A 25,370-nucleotide genomic window follows, 5' to 3' on the forward strand; every position below is an offset into this window, starting at 1 on the left:
GCCCCAGCCCTCCCTACCCCTCCCGACCAGTAGGAGCGGAACCCCATGCACTCGGCACCACCGCAGACCGCCCAGAGCTGGGTCCGGCCGATTCCCGGCCGGACCGAGCCCGGCGCCCTCCGGCTCTTCTGCTTCCCGTACGCCGGGGCAGGCGCCTCGGTCTTCCGGGGGTGGGGCGCCGGACTCCCGGAAGGAGTGGAGGCATACGCCGTGCAGCTGCCGGGTCGCGAGGACCGGTTCTTCGACCGGCCGATCGCGGACCTGGAAGAGCTGCTGGACGTCCTCCTCCCCGCCCTGCTCCCGTACCTGGACCGGCCGTTCGCCTTCTTCGGGCACAGCATGGGCGCCATCGTCAGCTGGGAGCTCGCCCGCAGGCTGCAGCGTGAGCAGGGGCTGGAGCCGGTCCGGATCACGGTGTCCGGCTGCCGGGCGCTACCGGCCCACGAATCCAGGAAGCCGAGCGAACTCGACCTCTCCGACGAGGAGCTGATCAACGAGCTCCGCCGTCTCAACGGCACGCCGGAGACCTTGCTGCAGAACCCGGACTTCGCCGCCTTCATCCTGCCGACCTTCCGGGCCGACCTCTCGCTGTTCGCCGGCTACGTCTACCGGCCGGGCGAGCTGCTCACCTGCCCCGTCTCGGCCTTCGGCGGCGACGCGGACCCCAGGGTCGCCGAGGAGCACCTCCAGGGCTGGGCCGAGCTGACCACCGGCCGGACCGAGGTGGAGGTCTTCCCCGGCGGCCACCTCTTCCTCAACGACGAGCGGGAGGCCGTGCTCCGGAGCGTGTCCCGGGCGCTCCCGGCCGTCGGCCACTGACCAGTACTTCTTTTCGAACCCAGGGGGCTCGCGTGGAGACAGTGTGGAATGTCGTCCAGGCTCAGGTGCAGCGGACGCCCGAGGCCGTGGCCGCGCGGACGGCACGCACCTACACCTACCGTGACGTCGCCGCGCTGGCCGGAGACCTCGGCGAGCGGATAGCGGCGAAGGTCCGGCCGGGCTCCGTCGTGGCGCTCGACGCGTCCAGCCGGTTCAGCGGGGCCGTCGGCATCCTCGCCGCGAACGCCGCGGGCTGCGCCGTGCTGCCGCTCGACCGGCAGAGCCCGCCGGCCAGGCGGGCCCGGGTCCTCGACGACGCCCGCCCCGCCCTGCTGCTGCGCGAGCTGGCCGAGGGCGAGTTCGCCCTGGAGGGGAACGGACTTCCGTCGCCGCCGAGGGAACCGGACCTGGGTGAGATCGCCTACATCCTGTACACCTCCGGCTCGACCGGGCAGCCCAAAGGCGTGATGGTGGGCCACCAGGCCCTGATCGACCGCCTCGCCGGCCTGGCCGAGCGGCCGGGGCTGGCGGCCGGCGAGAGCGTGCTGGCGATGGCCGCGCTGTCCTTCGACATCTCGCTGGTGGAACTGCTCCTTCCGCTGACCGTGGGGGCCTCCTTCACGGTGGTCCCGGAGGAGACCAGGGCGGATCCGCTCGCCTTCGCGGAGCTGGTGGCGGGGGCCGCGCCGGACGTCGTCCAGGCCACCCCCAGCTTCTGGCGGATGCTCACGGCCTCCGCCTGGAAGGGTGCGCCCGGTAGCCGACTGTGGACCGGCGGAGAGACACTCACCCCGAGTCTCGCCCGGGAGCTGCTGCCGCGGTGCGGTGAACTCTGGAACGTGTACGGCCCGACCGAGGGAGTCCTCTGGTCCACGGCGGCGCGGGTGGACTCCGCCGAGCGGATCTCGCTCGGCGAGCCGGTGGCCGGGGTGGGCCTCCTCACCGACGAGAGCGGTGAACTCCTGCTCTACGGGGAGGGGCTGGCGCACGGCTACCTCAACCGGGAGGAGCTGACGGCTGAGCGTTTCCTGCATGGCGACACCCCCGACGGCCGCCGCCGCGTCTACCGCACCGGGGACCGGGTCGCACGGGGACCGGACGGCGCACTGGAGTTCCTCGGCCGCCTGGACAGCCAGGTCAAGCTGCGCGGACACCGGATCGAGCTGGGCGAGGTGGAGGCCGTCCTGGAGGAGCACCCGGAGGTCTCGCAGGCCGTCGTGCTGGTCCAGGACGCCGACCGGCCCGACACCGCGGCGCTGGTGGCCTTCGTGGTACAGCGCGCCGAGGCGGACCTCCAGGGCTGGTTGAAGGACCGGCTGCCGTCGAGCCACCACCCCGCCAGGATCACTGCCCTGTCCGCGCTGCCCCGCACCACCACAGGAAAGGTGGACCGGATCGGGCTGGCGGCCGGCCCGGCCGCCGGCGACCGGGCGGTGCAGGCCGCCGAAACGCCCGCCGCGGCGCCCCCGGGGGACGTCCGGGCACTCGTGGCCGAGGCGTGGCGGCAGACGCTCGCCGCGGACTCCGTCGACGAGAACACCAACTTCTTCGACGCCGGCGGGAATTCGGTCCTCCTGACGGTGCTCCAGAAGCGGCTCACCGACGGCCTCGACATCCGGGTGCCGATCAAGGAGATCTTCCGGCACCCGACCGTCGCCTCGCTGACCGACCACATCCTCCGTACGGAGATGCCCAATTGAACCTCTACTGCATTCCCTACGCCGGGTGCTCGGCACGCGTCTACGACCCGTGGCAGCGGCACCTGCCGGACCGCGTCACCGTCGTGCCGCTGGAGCTCCCCGGCCGGGGCTCACGCTGCGTGGAGGAGCCGATCGACGAACTGGCAGCCCTGCTCGCGGACCTGTACCGGCAGCTCGACCCGGCCTCGCCGTACGTGCTGTTCGGCCACAGCTACGGTGCCGTGATCGCCTTCGAGCTGACCAAGTTGCTCCGCTCCAAGGGCGCTCCGGAGCCGTCGGCGCTGCTGGTCTCGGCCAGCCGCGCACCCCGGCTGCCGGCCGCCGACGCGGACAGCCACCGACTCTCCGACGCCGAACTCATCGAGCGACTGGCCGCGTTGGGCGGGACTCCGAAGGAGCTGCTGGAGAACGAGGAGCTGATGGAGATCTACCTCCCCGTCATCCGCGCCGACTACCGGATCCTCGGCGAGTACGGCACCGGCACCCCGGGTACGGTCGGCTGCCCGGTGGTGGCGTTCTACGGGGACACGGACGACGAGGCGGACCTGTCCTCGGTCGAGGCGTGGGCGGACTACACGGACGGTCCCTTCCGAGCAGAGGAAATCCGCGGCGACCACTTCTTCCTGCACTCCGCCGAGCGTCAGCTCGTGGCCGCCGTCGAGGCGATCTGTACGAAGGGGGAGCCGTGTTGAGCCCGGCCGCCGCACCGGTGACCCCCGGCCAGTCGTCGGTCGCCCCGCCGCGCCGGGTCGACCAGAACCCGGAGAGTACCAAGTGACCGTGACACGGGCCCCACGCTGCCCCTACCGCGACGACGACCGTCCGGCGGCCGACCCCTGCGCGGACTACCTCCCGCTGCGGGAGGAGGAGCCGGTCCGCTGGGACGAGGACCTGGAGGTGTGGATCGTCTCCGGGTTCCGCGAGACGACGGCCCTGCTGCGGCACCCCGCACTGTCGGCTGCCTGGCCACAGCGGGGCACCACCACCCTGCACCGGGAGGGAGAGGGCGGGGGGCGGGCCGCAGAGGTCGTGCGCAGGTGGTTCATGTTCAACGACGACCCCGAGCACGCGGCGGCCCGCCGGGTCGTCGCGCCGCTCTTCGCGGCCGACCGGCTCGCCGCGATGCGTCCCGTCGTCGAAGAGCTCGTCGACGAGCTCCTGGCGGGGCGGACGGACGGGCTGGAGGTGATGGCGGAACTCGCCGTCCCGCTCTCCAGCCGGGTCATCTGCCGGATCCTGGGGCTGCCCGGGGAGGTCGCGCCCCGGCTGCACGACTGGGCGCCCGACATCGCGGCGCTGCTGATGGCGGACTACCTGCCGGAGGTCAGGACCAGGGGTCATCGCGCCTTGCGGGAAATCGCGGACGTGGTGGACGAGGCCCTGCGCTCGGAGGTCCACGAGGGCACCGGGCTCTGGCTGCTGCGCAACGCCCACCGGGGGGGCGTCATCGAGGCCGCCGACGTCTGGGCCACGGCGAGCCTGCTGATCTACGCCGGGTTCGAGACCACCTCGACCTTCATCGGCAAGGCCGTTCGGGCCGCGCTGCACGCCGATGCCTGGGCCGACCTGCGGAGCGGTGAACCGGGCTCGGTGGTCGACGAGCTGCTCCGTTTCGACACCTCGGTCCAGCAGGTGGCCCGGGTGGCCACCGCGCCGGTGGAGGCGGCCGGTCACCTGATCGCGGAGGGGGATCTCGTCCTGCTGATGCTCGGCGTGGCCAACCGCGACCCGGCCGCCTTCGCCGACCCGGACCTTCTGGACTACGACCGCGAGATCAGGCGGCACCTCAGCTTCGGCTTCGGCGCGCACTACTGCCTGGGGGCGGGGCTGGCGCGGATGGAGTCCGAGATCGTACTGGAGCGCCTCGCCGGCAGGTGGGCGGATCTCGCCCTCGACGGGCCGCCGGTGACGAGGCAGCACTTCGGCATCACCCTCCTGGAACGCCTGGCCGTGCGCGGCACGGCCTCCTGACGGCCGACCGCAGATCCCTGAAAGGAGAGTTGGGATGACACGAGTGACGAGCGGCTCCCCGGAGTCGGCGGACAGCCTCATCGGTGGGGAGCGGGTGTCGCGGCACCACCTCCGCCAGTTCCTCACCCACCAGGATCACCGGGGCGACAGGGACGTGGTGGAGCGCGTCGCCCGGGCGGACCAGGAACTGCTTACCGGGGACAGGAGTGGTCTTTGATGCAGGGAATCGTGAACGAACGGACGGTGGTCCGGATGCTCGGCGCGATCGTCGACGCGCATCCGGACGTGGTCGCGGTCGAGTGCGGCCAGCAGAAGCTCACCTACCGTCAGTTCTGGGACGCGGCTGCCGCGGTGGCCGGACGCATACGGCAGGCCGAGGGCCACCGGAGCGGTTGCCTCGTCGGTCTGCTCTTCGAGCGCGGCATCGAGGGCATCGTGGCACAGCTCGGAAGCTGGCTCGCGGGTGCCGCGTACCTGCCGCTCGACCCGGCACTGCCGGACGGCCGGGTGGAGGCGATCCTGCACGACGCCCGGCCGGTGGCCGTGCTCGCGCAGGAGGGGCTCGCCGGACGGGTGCCCGCGGGTGTTCCGGTACTCGACAGCACCGGGGCGGCCCCGGCGTCGGTGTCGCCGGCCCCGCTGGCCTACGTCATCTACACCTCCGGTTCGACCGGTACGCCCAAGGGCGTCGAGGTCGGCCACGCGGGCCTGGCGAACCTGGTGTCCTGGCACCGGGAGACCTACGGCACCCGGCCCGGGGTGCGGGTGGGAGCCTTCGCCGGGCTGGGGTTCGACGCCACGGTCTGGGAGGTCTGGGCGGCTCTCGCGAGCGGGGCGACGCTGGTGCTGCCGACCGAGCGGCTGATCGTCGACAGCGCGGTGATCGCCGAGTTCATCGAGCGGAGCGCCATCACGCACTGCTTCCTGAGCACCCCGCTCGCCGAGCAACTGTTCGCCCTCCCGGCCCCGCCCGTCGGCCTGGCCGTCCTGCTGACCGGCGGGGACCGTCTTCGGGTGAGCCCGCCGGCCGGCTTCCCCGCCGCGGTCTTCAACCACTACGGGCCGACCGAGGCCACCGTGGTGACCACCGCCAGCGCGGACCTGCGCCGCTGCCCCACCGAGGGCGCGCCGGTGATCGGACGCCCCATCGCCGGCGCGAAGGTCCGGCTGGTGGATGCCGACGGGGTCGAGGTCGCCGAGCCCGGTGTGCCCGGGGAACTGCTGATCGGAGGCGACGTCCTGGCCTTCGGCTACCGGGGCGACCCGGAGCTCACCGGCCGCAGGTTCGTCGCCGACCAGGACGAGAACCGCTGGTACTCCTCCGGCGACCTCTGCCGCTGGACGGCCGACGGCGAGCTGGAGTTCGTCGAGCGGCGGGACGCCCAGGTCAGCATCCGCGGTCACCGGGTGGAGCCGGCCGAGGTCGAGCAGGAGATCCTGGCCGTTCCCGGAGTGGACCAGACGGCCGTCGTCCACGTGCCGGACCAGGACGGCGGATCGCTGCGCGCCTTCTTCTGCGGCGAGGCCGAGCCGGGCGACATCCGCGCCGCACTGACCGGTCGGCTGCCCGCGTACATGCTCCCCACCGGGCTGCACCGGCTCGTCGCGATGCCGCTGACACCCAACGGCAAGATCGACCGGAAGGCCCTGCCGGACACTCCGGTCGCAGCCGCGGCCGAGCCCTCCCCCCTCGGCGCCACCGAGGCGCGGATCGCCGAGATCTGGTCCGAGCTGACCGGGAACCTCCCCCGCTCCGGGGACAGCTTCTTCGAGATCGGTGGGCACTCGCTGATCGCCGCCCGGGCGGTGTCCCGGACGCGTGAGCAGTTCGGCATCAAGATCGGGCTGCAGGCCATCTTCAACCATCCGGTCCTCGCGGACTTCTCCGCCGAGGTCGACGAAGCCGTCAGGAGTGCAGAGTGATGCAGGACCAACGGCCCCTCGTCATACTGGAGTTCGGGAACGAGGTGCCCCGGAGGACCTTCGGCGCCATCCTGCCCGACGGTTGGCGGGAGCGGACCCTCAGGATCGACCCATTGCACTACCCCGGCCTCGCCGACGGAGTCGTCGGGACGGCTGAGCAGGCCGCCCACTGGGCCGAGCGGATCACCGCCGCCGGGCCGCTCCCGGTCGCGGTGCTGGCCTACTGTTCGGCCGTCGGCCTGGCCTCGGCGCTGGTGGAGGCGCTGCCCGGGCCGGACGTCCCGCTCATCGTGCTCGACCCGGCACCGGCCGATCCCAAGACTCCTCAGGAACTGCTGGACGACCTCGCCCTGGCCATGGACGAGTCCGCCGAGGTGCCCGTGATCACCGGCCTGCCGTCCGGTGACGCGCTCACCCTGGCCGGCTCCTTCCTGCTCTCGGTGATCGTCGGCTGCTCGCCCGGGCTCGACGAGGAGATCCTGGTCGAACTGACCGAGGGGCAGCGGGCCTGGCTCAGCTTCACTCTGACCGCGGCGGTGCCCCCGCAGGCCCCGCCGGCTCCCACCCACGTCCTGCTGAGCGAGGCGCTCGACTGGCCGGGCTCCGGGGCGGTGCACCGGGTCGATGTGACGGCGGAGGAGCTGTTCCACGCGCCTGCCGTGAAGGTCCTGCTCACCAACCTGCTGGCCACCGGGGAGAAGGAGGAGCCGTGCAGCCTGCCCTCGTAGAGCGTGACGCCGTCGACGTACCCACCCCGGAAGCGGTGGAAGCCGTGACGGCCGAACTCGACGGGGCCGCCTCGTGATCACCCTCCTGCCGCCCGGCGTGGAGGTCGAGGAGGCGCACGGTGATCTGCCCGACGTCCCGCTGCAGCCGGGGGAGGCCGAGGCGGTTGCCAGGTCACCGGTCGCCAGGCGCCGCGAGTTCGCCACCGTCAGGCACTGTGCCCGAACCGCCCTCGGTCGGCTCGGCATCCCCCCGGCCCCGATCCTCCGGGGCACGGCGGGGGCACCGCAGTGGCCGTGCGGCGTGGTCGGCAGCATGACCCACTGCTCGGGCTACCGGGCGGCCGCGGTCGCCCGGGCCGGGCCATTCCGCTCCCTCGGTATCGACGCGGAGGTCCACCAGCCGCTGCCCGACGGGGGCCTGCGCCTGATCACGTCGCAAGCCGAACGGCGCCACCTCGCGGAGCTCCTCCGCCGGGACGCGGAGGTGCACTGGGACACGCTGCTCTTCGCCGTCAAGGAGAGCGTCTACAAGGCGTGGTACCCCCTGGGCGGCATCGTGCTCGACTTCGTCGACGCCGAAGTCGTCCTCGACCCGGAGAACGGGACCTTCACCGCCCAGCTGCCGGCTTCGGAGTCGACGGCCGACGGGGCCGGCCCGGTCTTCTTCGAGGGGCGGTGGCGGGTGGCGGACGGGCTGGTCCAGGCCGCGAGCGCCGTTCCGGGTCGGCCGTGCACCTCCGGCCCGCCCCATTGAAATCCTCGGAAGCAGTGGAAATCCTCTCTGAATCGGTCACGTCGGTCCGGGAATTCTGTAAACCATTGATGTGAAGATTGGCTGGCCAAGTGGAAGACCCCTACGATTTCGAGGGTGACAGGGCCTGGTTCGAACTGTGGAACGGTCAAAGGGGGTTGTGGCTCCAGCATCAGCTGGACGAGGGCCGGGCGGAATCCAACCTTCCGCACTGGCAGCACTTGTACGAGGCGGTGGACATCGTCGCCGTGCGCCGTGCCGCAGCCTTCCTGACGGACCGGCACCAAGCGCTGCGGCTGTCCTTCCGGGACACTCCGGAGGGTCCGCGCCAGCGTGTCCTGCCCGAATTCGACCCGGACGTGCCGCTCGTCGACCTGACCGGCGCGGCTGATCCGACGGCCGAACTGAATCGGCGCGTCCGGGACGAGAACGCGACCCCCTTCGACGAACTCGCCACCCCGCCGGTGCGGTTCAAGGTGTTCAAGCTGGCCGCCGACCACCACTGCCTCCACGTGAACGTGCACCACATCATCGCGGACGGCACCAGCATGGGCATCCTCATACGCGAACTGCTGCTCTGCTACCGAGCTTTCGCCGCGGATGGAGAGCCGGAGCTGCCCCCACTCCCGACGACCTACGACGCCTTCGTACGGGGCCGGCGGGAGTGGCTGGCGAGCGACCGGAGCAAGGCCATGGAGGTGTACTGGCTCGACCAGCTGGCCGCCCCGCTGCCGCGGCTGCGCATCGGGGACTACGACGCGCCCGCCGATGAGGTGGTGAACGAGACGCTGGAGTTCGACGTCGAGGCCGACACGGCCGCAGGGCTGGCGGCACTGGTCAAGAAGCTGCGCGTCACGCCGCACATCCTGCTGCTCAGCGTCTACGCGGTCGCGTTGCGAGACATCAGCGCCGACGACGACATCGTGGTCTGCGTCCCGTTCTCCGGCCGGGACACCAAGGAGTTGAACGGCATGTTCGGCAGTTTCGTCAACCCGCTCTCCGTCCGGGTGCGGATGTCGGGTGCGGACCCCTTCGAAGAGGTCGTGCGCCGGACCAGAGCCGTGAGCATCGGCGCCTATGCGCACAGCCGTTATCCGTTCACCCTGCTGCTCGAGAAGCTCGATGTGGAATCCCGACCCGGCCGGAACCCGGTCTTCTCGACCTCCTTCCAGTTCGCGGACTTCCTGCCCCCGGCCCGGCAGACCTCGCAGCTCGACCTCTGCCTGTTCGGCAAGCCGGACGGCGACCGGCTCGGTCTGCGGCTCAACTACAACTCCCGACGGCTGGCGAAGTCCGAGGCCGAGGAGGTCCGGTCGGCCTTTCTGGCCGTCCTGCGGACGGTCGTCGAGGACGTGACGGTCCCGCTGGCCGCCCTGGCGGAGCCGCTGGCGCGGGCCCGGCGGGCGGCGCGGACCGTACCCGCCGGCCGTCGTCGGCTGGGAGCCCTGCGAGCCTCCCGGCCCGGGACGCCGAACGCCTGAGCCGGTATTGCGCCATCTCACCGAAAGGAAGGGCCCATGGACGGACAGCGTGACGACGACGGCTACGTCGTGGTGATCAACTCCGAGGAGCAGTACTCCATCTGGCCGCAGGGCCGCGAGCTGCCCGCCGGCTGGCGGGAGACGGGCGAGCGGGGCTCGAAGGAGGCCTGTCTCGCGCACATCGACGAGGTGTGGACGGACATGCGTCCGCTGACCCTGCGCCGGGAGACGGCGGGCGGGACCGGCCGATGAGGGTGACGGTCAGGCCGCTCGCCGAGCGGCCACAGGCGGCCACGCGGCTGTTCTGCTTCCCGTACGCCGGCGGCGGTGCCTCGGTGTTCCGCGACTGGGCCGCCGCCCTGCCCGCCGACATCGAGCCGTGGTCGGTACAACTTCCGGGCAGAGAAGACCAGTTGGGCGCCCCGCTGTTCGACCGGATGGGCGCGGCGCTCAACGTCCTGGTGCCCTCGGTCATCCAGCACCTGGACCGTCCGTTCGCATTCTTCGGACACAGCATGGGCGCCTTGATGGCCTGGAACCTCACCCGCACCCTGCAGCGGATGGAGATCGGCTCGCCCACCCGGCTGTTCGTCTCGGGGTGCGTACCGCCCCAAGCCCGGAAGGAGAGCGCGTACCACGCCGGTCCGGAGAAGGAGCTGATCGGGAAACTGCGCTCCTGGTCCGCGACACCGGAAGCGGTTCTGGCGGACCCGGAACTGATGCGCCTGATGCTCCCGGTGATCCGGGCCGACCTCGCGGTGGTCGAGACCTACCGGTTCACCGACGGGCCGCTGCTGACCTGCCCGGTCACGGCGTTCGGCGGGACCGAGGACGATCCCGCGGGCATCGCGGCGATGCCGCGCTGGGGCGAGCTCACAGCCGGCGGCTTCGACCTGCGGATGTTTCCCGGCGGCCACTTCTTCCTGCACTCCGCCCGTCCGGCCGTGCTCGCCGAGATCGCCGGGCGGCTCGCCGCCGTGCCCCGGCAGCACGGCCACTGACCCGAAGCCCTTCGAAACAACCATCCTCTCGATCGACGGATTTAGGTGGAACGACATGTCGCAGCGGTCCGTGATGGACGTCGTCTCGGATGTGTGGACGGCTGTCCTGCACACCGAGATATCCGGTCCTGACGCCAACTTCTTCGCGCTGGGCGGCAATTCACTGCAAGGTGCCAGAGCGATCAGCCAGCTGCGCGAGGAGCTGGGCATCCGGATTCCGCTCAGCGTGCTCTTCGACGCACAGACCCTCGTCGAGCTGACCGCGGCCATCGAGGCGATGCGGGAGACGGAGCCCGGGGCGGAACAGACCATCGAGCCGTTCGACGGGCGCTCGGGCGAGGTCTTCCACGCGCCCACCTCGTTCACCCAGCAGCGGCTGTGGGTCGACGAGCACATCCAGGGTCCGAGCTCCCGCTACAACATCCCGATGGCGAACGAGCTCGTGGGCCCGCTCGACATCACGGCCCTGGGGCAGGCCGTCCAGGCGCTGGTCGACCGGCACGAGGTCTTCCGCACCACCATCAAGGCGGTCGACGGCATCCCCGAGCAGGTGATTCAGGCCAAGGCCGAATTGCCGCTGACCGTGGTCGACCTCCGGGACGAGCCGGAGGAGAAGCAGGAGCAGGTTCTGGCCGGTCTGCTCCTCGACTCCGCCCAGCGGCCGTTCGACGTGGAGCGGGGGCCGCTGCTCCGGGTCGAGCTGTACCGGCTGGACGAGGACTGGCACGTCCTGCTCATCAACCTGCACCACATCATCACCGACGTGTACTCCTTCGAACTCGCCATGGCCGAGCTGCTGGAGCTCTACGCCGCCGCCGCCGACGGCGGGATCCCGGAGGCCGTGAAGCCGCCGGTGCAGTACGCCGACTACGCCGCCTGGCAGCGGCGCACGGTCACCGGGACCACGCTCGAACGCCAACTGGACCACTGGAAGGACCGACTGCGCGGCCCGCTCCCCGTGCTGGACCTTCCGACCGACCTGCCGCCCCGGGAGAGCGGCACGAGCCAGGGGGCGTCGGTGGACATCGAGCTGCCCCGAGCGGTGTCGCGCAGGATCCGCGAGCTGTCCAGGGAGCACAACGCCACTCCGTTCATGACCATGTTCACGCTGCTCAACGTGCTGCTCAGCCGGTACAGCGGCCAGACGGACATCGTGGTCGGCATCCCCAGCGCCAACCGTGATCTGCCGGAGCTCGATTCCATGCTCGGATGCTTCCTCAACACCCTCGCCGTGCGCAGCGACCTGTCCGGCGACCCGACGCTGGCCGAGCTGCTCGGCCGGGTCCGGGGCAGGATCCTGGAGGCCTTCGCCCACCAGGACGTCCCCTACGAGCGGGTGGTCAACGCGGTCTCGACCGACCGTTCCTCCCGGCAGGGGCCGTTCCGGGTCATGCTGGCGTACCAGCACGCGGTCCCGGCGCCGGAGCTGGCCGGGATCACCGTCAACGACGTCGAGTTGGGCCTGAACCTGAAGGCGGTCAAGTTCGACCTGGTGTTCCGGGTCGTCGAGACCGAATTCACGTACCGCCTCGCGGTCGACTACAACACCGACCTGTTCCTCGAGGACAAGGCCTGGCGCATCCTCGACCACCTGGCCGTGCTCGCGGCCGACGCGGTGGCCGCTCCCGCCAAGCGCCTCTCCGAGCTCACCATCCTTCCCGAGGAGGAGCGTCGTCAGCTTCAGGAGTGGTCCACCGCCGACTGCGGTCCGTACCCCACGGACCTCTTCCTGCACCGGCTGTTCGAGGCGCAGGCGCTCAGGACCCCGGGCGCGGACGCGGTGGAGAGTGGCGACGAGCGGGTCAGCTACCACGAACTCGACCGCAGAGCATCCCGGTTGGCCGACGAGTTGACGGCGCGCGGCATCGGCACCGACGATCTGGTCGGCCTGTGCGCGGACCCGTCGGTGGACCTCATCGTCGGCATCCTCGGCATCCTGAAGTCCGGTGCCGCCTACGTGCCGATCGATCCGCTCGCCCCCGTCGACCGGATGTCGTACGTCGTCGCGGACAGCGGGATGAAGATCCTGGTCACCACCCCGGAACTGCGGGACCAGCTGCCGGCGGCCGTCCTGGAGAACGTGGACGTGGTGAGCACCGCGCAGGACGGCGCGCAGGACGGCACCCCGGGGTCCGCGCTGCATCCCTCGCAGCTGGTGTACCTGATGTACACGTCCGGGACCACCGGCCGGCCCAAGGGCGTCGGCCTGCCGCACACCGCGATCACCCCGTGGATCCAGTGGGCCCAGGACATCCGTCCGATCGGGCCCGGCACCCGGGTGGTGCACAACCTCTCCTACCACTTCGACTGGTCTGTCGAGCAGATGTTCCACGCACTGACCGCAGGCGCCTGCCTGGTCATGCTGCCCCGTGAGGTCAAGGCCGACGGCCGGGCCACCGCCCGGTTCATCAACGAGCAGTCGATCCACATGCTGTACCTGACGCCGACCCAGATGCGCGGCATCACCGACGCCGGCCTCGACATGCCGACGCTGCGGCACGTGTCCATGGGCGGAGAGAACCTGGACGCCGACCTGGTGGCGAGAACCCGCGCGGTCGTCTCCGCCGGGTGCGAGATCTGGAACGAGTACGGGCCGACGGAGACCGCGGGCGCGGCCCTGGTCGGCCGGATGGGCGACGAGCCGCTGGAGCGCAGCTCCATGCCGCTGGGTGAGTTGATCGCCAACGCCTCCTGCGCGGTGGTCGACCGCTGGGGGAACCTGCAGCCCATCGGCGTGCCCGGCGAGCTCTGGATCGGTGGTGACGGCGTCGCTCGCGGCTACCGCAACCAGCCCGCCCTGACCGCCGACCGGTTCGCCCCGGACCCGGCCCGGCCCGACCGACGCCTCTACCGCACGGGTGACCTGGTGCGCCGCCTGCCCAACGGGGAGATGGAGTTCCTGGGCCGGGTCGACAACCAGGTCAAGATCCGCGGCGTGCGGGTCGAGCTGGAGGAGATCGAATCGGTGCTGCGCGGTCACCCGGAGGTGGCGAACGCCGTGGTGGTCCTGGAGCCCGACCAGCGGCTGGTCGCCCACGTGGTCAGGACACCGGGCAGCGGGCTCGACGAGGCCGCGCTCCGTGCCCACCTCGCCCCGAAGCTGCCCATCGTCATGCAGCCGGCCGTGTTCATGTGGCTCGAGGCCATGCCGCTCTCCCCGACCGGCAAGGTGGACCGCCAGCGGCTGCCCCGACCCGAGCCGATTCCCGTGCTTCCGACCGCCGTGACGCCGCCGAGCACGGAGACGGAGCGCACCGTCGCGGCGGCCTGGGCGGAGGTGCTCGGGTTCGCCGAGGTGGACGTGCGGGCCAACTTCTTCGAGGCCGGCGGGGACTCGTTCTCCCTGCTGGCGGTCGTCAGCCGACTGCGGGCCGAGCTCGAACTGGACATCCCGGTGCGCGCCCTGGTCGACGCACCGACCGTCGAGACGCTGGCCGCGCACATCGAGGCACTGCGCCGGGCGGCCTTCCAACCGTCCGCGGCGCCCCTTCCGTAGCCGACCTCAAGAGAGGACGATCCGCGTGAGCGGACACCCCGAGAACAGGACCGCCCTTCCGAGCCGTGGCGGTCGCGGAACGGCGGTCAGTTCGACAACGATGGGAAGTGACGTCATGAGCGACACCGCGGCTCACGACACGGCGGCAGAGACTCTGCCCGAGCTGTTCGCGGCCCAGGTGGCCCGTACCCCTGACGCCGTCGCGCTCGTCGGCGGCGATGCATCCCTCACGTACGCCGAGCTGGATGCCAGGGCCGGCCGACTGGCGCGGTCGCTCATGGCCAAGGGGGCGGGGCCCGAAACGGTCGTGGCGGTCGCGGTGCCGCGATCCGTGGAACTGGTGGTCGCCCTCTACGCGGTGCACAGGGCCGGGGCCGCATACCTTCCGGTCGATCCGCTGCTGCCCGCCGAGCGGGTACGGGAGATGACCGAGGATGCACGGCCCGTGCTGATGCTCGACAGCGAGGACGTCCGGCGGATGTCGGAGGAGGGCGCGCCCGAGGCGGACGAGACCGGGTGGCCCTCGCCGCACCCGTCGAGCACCGCCTACGTCATCTTCACCTCGGGATCCACCGGCCGGCCCAAGGGGGTGGCCGTGTCCCACGCGGCCATCGTCAACCGCCTGCGCTGGATGCAGGCGGAATATCCGCTGGGCCACGACGACCACGTCCTGCAGAAGACCCCCGCCGGATTCGACGTCTCCGTGTGGGAGTTCTTCTGGCCGCTGTGCGTCGGTGCGCGCCTCGTCCTGGCCGGGCCGGACGAGCACCGGGATCCCACCCGGATCGCCGAGCTGATCCGGGCGGAGCGGATCACGACCGTGCATTTCGTCCCGTCCATGCTGCGTCACTTCCTCGAAGAGCCGACCACGGCCCGATGTGATTCGCTGCGCCGGGTGTTCGCGAGCGGCGAGGCGCTCTCGGCCGATCTGCGGTCACGGTTCTTCCGCCTCCTGGACGCCGAACTGCACAACCTCTACGGGCCCACCGAGGCCGCGGTGGATGTGTCCTACTGGCGCTGCGGCCCCGACGACCCACCCGGCCCGGTGCCGATCGGCGCCCCGGTGCGGAACACCCGGCTGTACGTTCTGGACGAGCAGCTGAACCAGGCCGCGCCCGGTGCGGCCGGCGAGCTCTACATCTCGGGTGTCCAGCTGGCCCGCGGGTACGTCAACCGGCCGGGGCTGACAGCAGAGCGATTCGTCCCCGATCCCTACGGCCCCGAAGGCAGCCGGATGTACCGGACCGGGGATCTCGCCCGGCGGGACCCCGACGGGGTCCTGCACTACCTGGGCCGCGACGACCACCAGGTCAAGGTGGGCGGCGTGCGCATCGAACTCGGCGAGATCGAAGCGACGTTGGCCCGGCACGCCGCGGTCGCCGACGCGGTGGTGGCCGCGAGGCCCGACGAGGCCGGCGGGACGCGGCTGACCGCCTACCTCGTACCCGACCCCGTCGAGGCCGCCGCGCTGCGGAACCTGTGCCGCCTCGAAGAAGCCGGGCTCCTCGACCGGAAGGACCTGCAGACCCTGCCGAACGGCATGGCCGTCGTCGCGTCCAACCGGTCGGAGGCGGACTTCCTGTACCGCGAGATCTTCGAAGAGGGCGAGTACCTGCGGCACGGGATCACGCTGCCCGACACCGGGGCCTGCGTCTTCGACGTGGGCGCGCACATCGGGTTCTTCTCGCTCGCGGTGGCCCGCTCCCGTCCCGGCAGCGTGGTCCATTCGTTCGAGCCGATTCCGCAGCTGTTCCGCATGCTCGAACTCAACACCCGGCTGCACGGAGTCGACGCCAGGCTGTACCCGTGCGGCCTCGCCGAAGAGGCGGGTACGGCGTCGTTCACCTACTATCCGCAACTTTCGATAATGTCGGGGCGATTCGGTGACATCGCCGAGGAGCGCGGTGTCCTGGAGGCCTTCGTCCGCAACGAGCAGCCGATGCGGGAAGCCCTTCCGCAGAGCGGTGCGGCGGATCTCGACAGTCTGCTCACGGAGCGGCTGCAGCACACCGACGTGACCTGCGAGCTGCGCACGCTGTCGGACGTCATCGACGAGACCGGTGTGGAACGGATCGACCTGCTCAAGATCGATGCGGAGAAGAGCGAACGCGCGGTGCTTCTGGGACTCCGTGAGGAGCACTGGAACCTGGTCCGCCAGCTGGTGATCGAAGCGCACAACGCCCCGGGCCGGATCGACTGGATCCGGGGCCAACTGGAGGAGCGGGGGTACCGGGTCACCGTCGACGGGCTGGCGATGCTCTCGGAGACCGGTCTGGTCACCCTCTACGCAGTCCGCGGCGGGCAGCCCGCCTCCGACGGCGGGGAGAGTGCCGCACCGGCGTACCGTGGGTCGGGCTGGTCGTCCCCGGATCTGTATGTCGAGGACGTGCGGCGAGAAGCGGAGCTCCGGCTCCCGCCACAGATGGTTCCGGACCACTTCGTGATCGTCGACGCGTTTCCCCTGACGGCCAACGGCAAGCTCGACCGGGCGGCACTGCCCGCGCCCCGGCGCGGCCCGACCGGGAGACCGGCCGCTCCGCGCGACACGACCGAGGTGCTGCTCCGCTCCTTGTTCGCCGACGTGCTTGCCGCACCCGACATGGGGATCCACGACGACTTCTTCCGTCTGGGCGGCAACTCGTTCGACGCGATCCGCCTGGTGGCCCGGATCCGTGAGGCGCTGGGTGTCGGAGTGACCGTCCCGAGCCTGTTCAAGGCCCCGACAGTGGCCGCCTTCGCCGAACTGCTGGCCCATGGATCCGACGGAGCCCCGTTCTCGCCCGACGCATGACCCTTCCGCGCGTCGATGCTCGCCTCCGCGGTGCCGCACCGCCCTTCCGGGCTGATGAGGGGACAACCGACCGTGTCCGGACTGCTGATCCTGGACCGGGACCCGCGCCACCGCCCCACGCATCCCGGAGGGGCACTGTCACGTTGACCGACCGGGTGGGACGATCTTCTGGTCGGTCATGCCGGGAGGGGGCGTCCGTGGACGGCGCGCCGCCGCCGCACGGCCGTCGACAAGGTCACCACCCTCCGGTTCGACCGACACGGCAACCGAGGGGCCGGGCCGCCGGGCCGAGGGACTCCGAACACGTCCGCCGGGCCGTCGGGCCCGTCGCGGTCCCCTTCGGGACCTGTGGCGATCCCGGCAACGCCCAGGCCGGCGGACAGTCCTGCCCCTGTCGAACCGCCCCCCCGTCCGGGCACCTGGACGGGAGCGGCTCGCAGCACGGCGGACCCCTGGCAGCTGCCGGGGACGGTGGGCCCCGGCTCCCTGACCGGCGTACGGCGGGCACGTCAACGCGGTGGTCACGCGGGAGCGTCCGAGGAGAAGGAGTGAGGCGTGGCCGACGGGGCGATTTCGGCGAGTTGGCTGTCGAAGGCGCGCAGCAGATCGGGGAGCCGTTGCGGCCAGGAACCGGTCAGCGGAGCCTGGACGACGCATTTCAGGGTCCCGTCGGGCAGTTCGCACACCTGGAGCTGAACCTCGGCGACCGCGCCGACCGGCGGCACCGGAACGGCGTGCATCCTTACCGGACCGGCCGAATGCTCGACGCGCTGCCAGTTCTCGAAGGCGAACAGCACCTGGTAGACGGGCATCCGACCACCGGGGACCGTGTGTACGGCCCGGACGATTTCGTAGCGGGGCAGCGCGGAGCCCAGGACACTCTCCCGCACGGCGGCCCAGACCCGCTCGACCACCCCGGGTGCGGACAGCTCGGGCATCCGCACCGGCAGGATGTCGATCAGGCAGCCGAGCTCGTCCGCCTGCCCGGCCGAGCGGGTGGCCACCGGTGTGCCGACGCAGAAGTCGGAGCCGCCGGTGATCTCGGCCAGAGCCCGGCCGTACGCGGCCAGCAGCACCGCGAACGGTGAGCAGGCGCTGCGCCTGGCCTGGTCGCGCACCGCCTGCCAGGTGCTGGGCGGACAGGTGGTTCGGAGCTCGGCCGACCCACCTGCAGCGAGCTCGTGCTGGTTCGGCGCCGGGCTGCCGTCCGGGGTGGGCAGGTCGGCCGCCCCAGTCAGCAAGGCGCGCCAGTGTGCGGTGAGTTCGGCGTGCTGCGCCGGCGTGAGTTCTGCGGCCTCCGCTCGTTCCAGCACGGGCAGATCGGTCGCGACGCCGTCGACGGCCCGTGCGTAGGCGCACGCCAGATCGGCGGCGAACACCTCCTGGGAGAGCCCGTCGAAAGCGATGTGATGGACCGCCAGGAAGACGGTGGCGCCCTGTGCGTCCGGGGCGACCGCGGCCCTGTAGACGCGGCCCGCGGCGAGATCGAAGGTGTCGGCGTTCAGCAGGGTGGCGGCCGCCTCCTCGAAGCCGGTGCCGGACCCGAGGCGCAGCAGCGGCTCCGCGACCGGCTCCGCGAGGACCTTGCGGACCACCTGCTCGTGCTCGAAGACGAAGGCGGTGCGCAGCGCCTCCTGGCGGCGCGCCACGGCCGACAGCGCTGCGTCGAGGGTGGGGAGATCGAGCGGGCCGTGGACGCGGACCTGGGCGAGGATCCAGCCGGCGCGGCTCGCCGGGTCGATCTGGTCACCGAGCCAGAGCTGCATCTCCAGGGCGGAGGCCGGCTGAACCCGCACCGTCGCGTGGTCAGTCACAGGAAAGCTCCTTGTCCGTGCCGTCGCAACGCGGCGCTCATGCGTTCCAGGGTCTCTTCCAGGACCTGTGGGGACGTGCCGAAATTGAGCCGCACGAATCCATCGCCGCCGGCTCCGAAGGCCGGACCGGAGAAGAGGAGCACCTTGGCCTCGTCGCGGAAGAAGGGCATGGGGTCCGGACCGATCCCCAGCTGCCGGCAGTCGAGCCAGGCAAGGAACGTGGCCTCCGGAGTCCGACATCGGATCCTCTCCGGGAGCCGCTCGGCCAGCAGCCGCCGGTTCCGGTCCAAGATGGCCAGCACGTCGTCCAGCCAGGCATCGCCCGAGGTCCAGGCAGCCTTCAGGGCCTCGACCGCGAGCACTCCCACTTGGCCGAAAAGCAGCCCGCGCCGGGCGTCGACGGCATCCCGTACGTCCCGCGGTCCTATGTGCGCCAGCGCGCAGCGGATCCCGGCGAGGTTGAATGCCTTGCTCCCCGAGGTGAGGGTGACCGTGCGGGCGGCGATTGCCGGCCTGAGCGAGGCGAAGGGAATGTGCCGGTGCGGGGCATGGGTCAGATCCGCGTGCACCTCGTCGGAGATCACCAACAGGTCGAACCTGAGCACGAGTTCCGCGAGTGACTCCAGCTCGTCACGGCGGAACACCCGGCCGGTGGGGTTGTGGGGGTTGACGAGGAAAAGCACACGGCAGCGGCCCGAGCCCCCGTCCGCCGCGGTCCGCTCCATGAGCGCGGGATCGAACTCCCACCCGCCCTCGCCCTCCTGGAGCGGAACGGTCAGCGCCCTGCGGCCGATCCTCTCGATGACATCGACGAACGGCGGGCAAGCGGGGGTGTGCAGAAGTACCGCATCGCCGGGGTCGGTGGCGACCTGGAGCGTCGCGAGCATCGCCTGGTTGATGTCCGTGAACAGCCGGACGTGCGTGGGATCGGGCCTGTGGCCGTACCGGTGCCGCGTCCGCTCGGCGAACACCTCGCCGAGCGGGCCGCCGCGGCTCTCGTCGAACCACGGGGGGTAGCCGAGATCGCCGTCGGCGCGGCGCAGCAGGGCCTGGCGTATCGCGGGTGCGGTCGGAAAGTCCATGTCCGCGACCCAGGAGGCCAGCATGCCGTCGCCCGCGGTGGCCCACTTCTCCCCGTCCCGCTGTGACAGGCGGCTCAGTTCGAGGGAGTCGAGAGCAGTTGACGAAGTGTCGGCCTTCATAGTCCTGTTCCGTGTCGGTTCGATGGCACAGCGTTGTGCGGACCAATGCCGGTGCGGTGCCGCACGACGGAGAGGAGGCCGGTACGGAAAGCCTGCGACAGGAAACCGATCGCCCGGCAGACCTCCTGCGGGCCCCCGGCCCTCCAGTCGCATCCCCATAACCCTGTTGGGCCACACGGGAGTTCCCCGAGAACTTCATGGTTGCCCAATGACGGGAGCACACAAGGGTATACGGCAGCCTTCGACCGCGAACGTGTGACGTCGGCCACATTGCGGCGTTCGTAACCCGCCGATACTGTCGCCAACAGCGCCTTCCTCAGCCCGGATCAGACGCTGAGGCTGGTCGCTCGCAAAGCTTGGAGCCTCCTGGCCCGGCAGTCGGTGCGCACATGCGCCCATCCGATATTCACAGTCGAATTACATCTGCGATGTCGAGAATCTGTGACAGGAGACAGGAATTGCCCTCCCATGCTGCCCAAATCCCTGCGGACCGGCCGCGTGGCGTCGACGCACCCCGTTGCACGGGGGCAGTACGCCGAGAAATTCCCGGTCTTTACGCCGGCGCCGTCAGGGATGTGGCGGTGTCCTGTGCGACCGCCCCGGAGAGTGTGCTGCTCGCCGGCTTCGCCGCGCTGCTGTACCGGTATTCCGGCCAGAACCAGGTCGAGTTCCACGTGCGCCGCGAAGGAGGTGAGGACTCGCTGCTCCGCTTCTCCGTCACCGGGGAGAGCACACTCCGCGGACTGACCGGTGCGGCCGGTACCGCGGCGGCCCCCGGGAAGGAGCCCGCGCGCATCGGCGTACGTTTCGGTGCGGATCGGGCCGGCGAGGGCGATCAGCCGTACGAGGTCGAGCTCGTGCTGCCTGTGGCCGAGGCGGCGTCCCGGTCGGCCGCTCTCCACTTCGACGAGCGACTCTTCGAAACGGCGACCGGCGACCAACTGCTCGCCCACTTCCAGAACCTGCTCGAGGACGGCGCGAACCGGCCGGACCAGGCGCTGGCGGATCTCGTGCTTCTCACCGGGCCCGAGGTGCACCGGATCCTCGTGGAATGGAACGACACCGCACTCCGGCTGCCCCGCGAGGAAAGCTGTCTGCACGAGGCGTTCGAGGAGCGGGCCGCGCGGTCCCCCGAGGCCGTCGCCGTGATCCAAGGAGCGACCCGGCTGACGTTCCAGGAGATCAACGTCGCGGCGAACCGGCTGGCACATCATCTGAGGGACCTGGGCGTCGGCCCCGACGACCGCGTCGGCCTCTACCTTGAGCACTCGCCCGATCTGCTGATCTCGATGCTCGGGGTACTCAAGGCCGGCGGGGCCTATGTGCCACTCGACCCCGGCTATCCGCAGGCCAGGGTGTCCACCATGATCACCGGTGCTTCCTGCGTGGCTCTGATCAGCCACAGCAAGCTCGCTGCCGCTCTGACCGGGGAGGACTCCGTACGGCAGGAACTCCTGGTGTTATTGGACCGCGAGACCGCCGCCCTGTCCGCTCGGCCCGATCACGATCCGAAGGCCCAGGCCGGGCCGGACAACCTCTGCTACGTCATCCACACTTCCGGTTCCACCGGAAAGCCGAAGCCGATCGCGCTGCGCCACCGGGGCGTGGTGAACAACATCGAGGATCTCAACTCCCGCTTCGCGGTGGGCATCGGCGACAGTGTCCTCGGCCTGTCATCCCCGAGTTTCGACATGTCGGTCTACGAATTCCTCGGGATGACGGCGGCAGGCGGCACTCTCGTCCTTCCCGCGCCCGGCCGGGCCAAGGATCCGGCGCACTGGGCCGAACTGGCGGCGGACCACGGCGTCACGGTGTGGAACACCGCACCGGCGCTGCTGGAACTGGTACTCGATCATGTCGAGCGCGGCGGGGGTGGCGGGCCCTCACCGGTGAACGCACTGCGGCTGATCATGGTCGCCGGAGACTGGATCCCGCTGAAGCTGCCCGGACGCGCCCGCGGAGCCGCGCCCGATGCCAGGTTCATCTCCCTCGGTGGGGCCACCGAGGCCTCGATCTATTCGACGATATTCGAGGTCGAGGCCACCGACCCCACCTGGAGGAGCATTCCGTACGGGCGCCCGATGGCCAATCAGCGCACCTACATCCTGGACGAGTCGCTTCAACCCGTTCCGCCGGGTGTGACAGGCGAGTTGTACCTCGCCGGCGTCGGCCTCGCGCTCGGCTACTTGGACCGGCCCGCCTTCACCGCCGAGCGATTCATCGAGTGGACGTACGGCACGGTGGCCGACGAGCGGCTGTATCGCACCGGCGACCTGGCGAGGTTCGGTGCCGACGGACTGATCGAACTGATCGGCCGGACCGACCTTCAGGTGAAGATTCACGGGCTGCGGGTGGAGCTGACCGAGATCGAGTCCGTACTCCGCGACCATCCTCAGGTCAAAGAAGCGGCGGTGACCGCACAGACCGATGCCGTCGGCGTCCCGGTCCTGGTCGGATATGCCGTGCCGCGCGACGGCGAAGTCCTGGACCCGGAGGACATCCGCAGGACCCTCGCGGCCAGCCTCCCGGCGCACATGGTTCCCGGCACTGTGCTCGTGCTGCCGGCCATGCCGCTGAGCCCCAACGGGAAGCTGGACCGCACGTCGCTTCCCACGGCCCCCTCACCGCACGAGGAGCGCCGTGGCGGCACCGTGCCCGTCGGTGCCGAGCCCAGCGGTCCGTGGGAGAAGCGGATCGCCGCGGCATGGCAGGACGTTCTGGGTATCGATGCGATCCGGCGTGACGACGACTTCTTCGCCCTGGGCGGCGACTCGATGACGGCCATGCGCAGTATGGCGCAGGTGCCCGAGCTGACGTTGGTGGCTCTGCACCGCCATCCGACGCTGCAGAGCCTGGCCGCGTATCTTCAGGCCACGGCCGCTCCGCCCGGGGTGGGGAACTCCGATGCCTGCTCGGTCTGACGGACCGAGCAGGAACCGCGGCATACCGGCGGTGGCCGGCCGTGCGGGCCGGATGCCCGGGCGTCCGTCGCGCGGGTACCAGCCCGCGAAGTCCTCGTCGCACCACAGCCCGTCCCGCCGGTCTCCCACCCACATCGCCGTCGTGCCGCCCGGGTTGCTCGCCCGCGCGATCTGAGCGGTCAGATAAGGGACTTGCTCACCGGAACGGGGGCGGAGCGACAACGGACACCTCGACAACTGCATCGGTCGTCGAAACAGCCACGAACATGCCTGGTCATGTCGGCAGGTCGAGGGCCTGGCGAGGTCGCGGGCGCGCATCGGGCCGCCTGTGTCGGCCGGGGCGGTGAGGATCTGCTGGCAGGCGGGGTGGTCCGGGTGCGTCGAGTTCGCCGAGCTGCCGGGTGAGTTCTTCGATGCGGGCCCGGAACTGCCTGGTTCGGTCGGCCGGTTCGCGTTCGCGGAAACCCCGGTCGAAGCCCTTGGCCGGCGCGCGTACGTGAATGACCGAGAGTGATGCGGACGTGAAATTTGAAGACACGGCCCAGTAAGGTCGAGTAAGATCACGGGTGAGTTCGAGGTCGTGCCGGGTGGGCCCTCGATTGAAGAGCTGCTGGACCGCCACAAGAAAAATGCGGCCAGGCTTTTGAGAATGTCCCGATCTGCGACGGATTGGGATGTGTGTTTTTCGGGAAAGCAGAAGGACGGGAATGTCCATCGATGGCCCGCCGGAGTAATCGCGTCATCGATGTCCGTGTTCGGGGATAAGATCCTGGAAGAACCAGAATCCGGAGGACCGATGGCCACGCACGCTATTCAGAGGATGCATTCGGGGCGCGGCGGAATTCAGATGCATCGCCAGGGGGAAGTGTCCGATCTGGACGCGTTTCGGGAACGGCGTCTGACGCGCAGGCGCCGGCTGTTAGATGACCTGGCGAGTGCGAGAACGGGCACCCGCTATTTCCCTGTGCTGTCGGTACTGGCGCCCGTCATGACCCAATCCGAGGGTGAAATCACCTATCCGGGCGACCCGATGTGTCTCTACACGGCGCTGAGCGCTGCCGTGCACCGTGCCGTGGCGGACGCCGGCCCGCTGGAGGACGCCGTGCACTACAGCGACCTCGCGCCCGAGTGGACCCGGTTCCCGTCCAAGGAGTACCGGCTCTCCGCCAGTGACGACGGATACCGGGCCTACGGCACGTCACCCAACACCGACCAGACGGTGTTCGACCCCCGGGTCTGGGACGACGCGGCGCGCACGAGATGGCTGCGGCTACTGCGCGAGGTCCAGCCCAGGGTCGTGCTCATCAGCGCCGTGTCACCCGCGCACCGCTACGCGCTCGAAATCGCGAGGTTGGTCAAGCGCGAGGTCCCGGATGCCTTCGTCATACTCGGAGGCCGTCATGTGGACGAGACCGTCACCTGCACCCCCGACGGCCGGGCCCTCGTGTGCGAACCCAGCAGCACGGTGACAGTCATTCAGGAGGGCAAGGCTCCCGGAGTGGTCGACGCCGTCGTCGGCGGCGAGGCCTACTTCGCTGTGGACCTGCTCATGCGGGCCCTCGCCCTTGCCACCGATCTCGACCGGCGTTGGGTGGACCGTGACCAGGTTCTGCCGTGCCTGCAGGGGCTGCTCGCCGAAGAGGGTCCCGTGTCCGGCTCGTCGGTCGTCGTCCTGGCGACGGGGGAGACCTTCGACGCCGTTCCGCTCCGTGGCCGAACGCTCGACCTCGCGTCCTTACCCTCGCCGTACGAGGCATTCGCGATCCGATCCCGATTCCCCATCTTCACTCGCCCCGGGACGGGGGAGGTGATGCGCACCGCGCACTTCATGGTATCCAACGCCTGTCCGTACCGATGTAACTTCTGCTCCGAGTCGTCGCAACTTGGCACCGGGCTCAAGCGGTTCAAGGACGATGCGATAGGTGCGGCGGCGGAGCGGGTCTGTGAATACGTCAGCTATGGCGCCGAGTCGCTCTTCTTCGACGACTCCGTCTTCTGGAGCGGTCGGTACCGGGACATCGAGAATTTCTGCGAAGAGCTCAGCCGGATCCGCCGGGACGAGAGCGGTTCACTCGAACCGCGTTACCGCAGATTCGTTCGCGAGGAAGACGATGTCCAGCGGCTGCGCGACCTCCAGTGGGGTGCTCAGCTGACCGTCGACACCCTCGTCGCGCTGCATTCGGCTGAAGAGTCGTCAAAAATCCTGCGAAAGATGAAGGATGCCGGATGCAGCTACATCTACATCGGCATCGAGAGCATGTCGACGCAAGTCATGAACAACATTCACAAGAATATCCGCCGGGACGAACGGAAGCCCTGGGGGGAAAAGGTCAGGGAAGCTGCGGCCCTCGTCAAGGCGCAGGACCTGCAGCTGGGAACTTCCGTTCTTTTCGGCCTCGACGGTGAGACGCGGGACAGTATCGACGAGACCATCCATGAAGTGGGCCGTCTCATCGACGACAAGCTGATCGATCTGGCCAGCCCGAACATACTCACCTATCACCCCGCGACACCGGTCACGCGCCAGCACGGCATGCAGGACCAACTCGACTACCACTCCCCGCGCATCGACAACCGAAAGCCCTATATCTACTTCGAGGAAGCTTTCCCCGGTGTCGTCTCCGTCCTCCTCACCGAGGACGACATCTGGCACATTCACAGGGAGACCGAGAAACACTGGGGCGGGGCCCGCAATGATGCTGCCGCAGTTCCTGTCCAGGAAGAGCAGTCCGACAGTCCCCGGCATGTCCACGCCGGACCATGACGACATCT

At 70.2% G+C, this 25,370-nt stretch carries 16 protein-coding genes and 1 pseudogene; 15 read left to right on the top strand and 2 right to left on the bottom strand.

Translation table 11 applies throughout. From position 1 onward, the window contains the following. Positions 1-45: 45 nt before the first annotated feature. From ACZ6EM_RS34810 to ACZ6EM_RS34870, 13 genes and pseudogenes are all read left to right on the top strand, one after another. Positions 46-819, top strand: a complete 774-nt coding sequence (locus ACZ6EM_RS34810) for a thioesterase II family protein (RefSeq protein WP_401054391.1) — start codon at positions 46-48, stop codon at positions 817-819. Between the two features lie 32 nt (positions 820-851). Next, complete coding sequence (locus tag ACZ6EM_RS34815; RefSeq protein ID WP_465774160.1) at positions 852-2,519, top strand: non-ribosomal peptide synthetase; 1,668 nt, start codon at positions 852-854, stop codon at positions 2,517-2,519. After that, entirely contained in the window at positions 2,516-3,211 is a 696-nt protein-coding gene (locus tag ACZ6EM_RS34820; protein ID WP_465774162.1) for a thioesterase II family protein, read from the top strand. The genes ACZ6EM_RS34815 and ACZ6EM_RS34820 overlap by 4 nt, the downstream gene beginning before the upstream one ends. Before the next feature lie 88 nt (positions 3,212-3,299). Continuing rightward, a complete protein-coding gene (locus ACZ6EM_RS34825) occupies positions 3,300-4,490 on the top strand; it encodes a cytochrome P450 (protein ID WP_465774163.1) in 1,191 nt (396 codons plus the stop codon). A 34-nt stretch (positions 4,491-4,524) separates the two neighbouring features. After that, complete coding sequence (locus tag ACZ6EM_RS34830) at positions 4,525-4,707, top strand: hypothetical protein (RefSeq protein ID WP_465774164.1); 183 nt, start codon at positions 4,525-4,527, stop codon at positions 4,705-4,707. Further along, on the top strand, positions 4,707-6,413 hold the full coding sequence (locus ACZ6EM_RS34835) for a non-ribosomal peptide synthetase (protein ID WP_452178764.1): 1,707 nt from the start codon (positions 4,707-4,709) through the stop codon (positions 6,411-6,413). The genes ACZ6EM_RS34830 and ACZ6EM_RS34835 overlap by 1 nt, the downstream gene beginning before the upstream one ends. Next, positions 6,413-7,141, top strand: coding sequence for a hypothetical protein (locus ACZ6EM_RS34840; protein ID WP_465774165.1), 729 nt, complete (start codon positions 6,413-6,415; stop codon positions 7,139-7,141). The genes ACZ6EM_RS34835 and ACZ6EM_RS34840 overlap by 1 nt, the downstream gene beginning before the upstream one ends. Positions 7,142-7,214: 73 nt before the next feature. After that, a complete protein-coding gene (locus ACZ6EM_RS34845; protein WP_465774166.1) occupies positions 7,215-7,895 on the top strand; it encodes a 4'-phosphopantetheinyl transferase family protein in 681 nt (226 codons plus the stop codon). A gap of 89 nt (positions 7,896-7,984) precedes the next feature. Further along, positions 7,985-9,373, top strand: a complete 1,389-nt coding sequence (locus ACZ6EM_RS34850; protein ID WP_465774167.1) for a condensation domain-containing protein — start codon at positions 7,985-7,987, stop codon at positions 9,371-9,373. Positions 9,374-9,409: 36 nt separating this feature from the next. Beyond that, positions 9,410-9,625 (top strand): MbtH family protein, encoded by a 216-nt coding sequence (locus tag ACZ6EM_RS34855; protein WP_401045699.1) that lies wholly within the window; start codon positions 9,410-9,412, stop codon positions 9,623-9,625. Continuing rightward, positions 9,622-10,374, top strand: coding sequence for a thioesterase II family protein (locus tag ACZ6EM_RS34860; RefSeq protein WP_452178759.1), 753 nt, complete (start codon positions 9,622-9,624; stop codon positions 10,372-10,374). Before ACZ6EM_RS34855 ends, ACZ6EM_RS34860 begins: the two co-directional genes overlap by 4 nt. Before the next feature lie 55 nt (positions 10,375-10,429). After that, positions 10,430-13,870, top strand: a complete 3,441-nt coding sequence (locus ACZ6EM_RS34865) for a non-ribosomal peptide synthetase (RefSeq protein WP_465774168.1) — start codon at positions 10,430-10,432, stop codon at positions 13,868-13,870. A gap of 133 nt (positions 13,871-14,003) precedes the next feature. Next, a pseudogene (locus ACZ6EM_RS34870) lies at positions 14,004-16,661 on the top strand (amino acid adenylation domain-containing protein); the annotation flags it as partial. A 521-nt stretch (positions 16,662-17,182) separates the two neighbouring features. Here ACZ6EM_RS34870 and ACZ6EM_RS34875 read toward each other — a convergent pair. Beyond that, positions 17,183-18,475, bottom strand: a complete 1,293-nt coding sequence (locus tag ACZ6EM_RS34875) for a condensation domain-containing protein (protein WP_465774169.1) — start codon at positions 18,473-18,475, stop codon at positions 17,183-17,185. Then, the gene (locus ACZ6EM_RS34880; protein WP_465774170.1) at positions 18,472-19,677 is read right to left on the bottom strand and encodes a MalY/PatB family protein; all 1,206 of its coding nucleotides are present in this window, start codon (positions 19,675-19,677) and stop codon (positions 18,472-18,474) included. Before ACZ6EM_RS34880 ends, ACZ6EM_RS34875 begins: the two co-directional genes overlap by 4 nt. A 581-nt stretch (positions 19,678-20,258) precedes the next feature. Between ACZ6EM_RS34880 and ACZ6EM_RS34885 the strand changes: the two genes are divergently transcribed. Beyond that, positions 20,259-22,598 (top strand): non-ribosomal peptide synthetase, encoded by a 2,340-nt coding sequence (locus ACZ6EM_RS34885; protein ID WP_465774171.1) that lies wholly within the window; start codon positions 20,259-20,261, stop codon positions 22,596-22,598. Positions 22,599-23,394: 796 nt separating this feature from the next. Further along, positions 23,395-25,362: a B12-binding domain-containing radical SAM protein gene (locus tag ACZ6EM_RS34890; RefSeq protein ID WP_465774172.1), complete on the top strand. Its 1,968-nt coding sequence runs from the start codon at positions 23,395-23,397 to the stop codon at positions 25,360-25,362. Positions 25,363-25,370: the final 8 nt, after the last annotated feature.

Source organism: Kitasatospora sp. NPDC041917 (genome assembly GCF_055589745.1).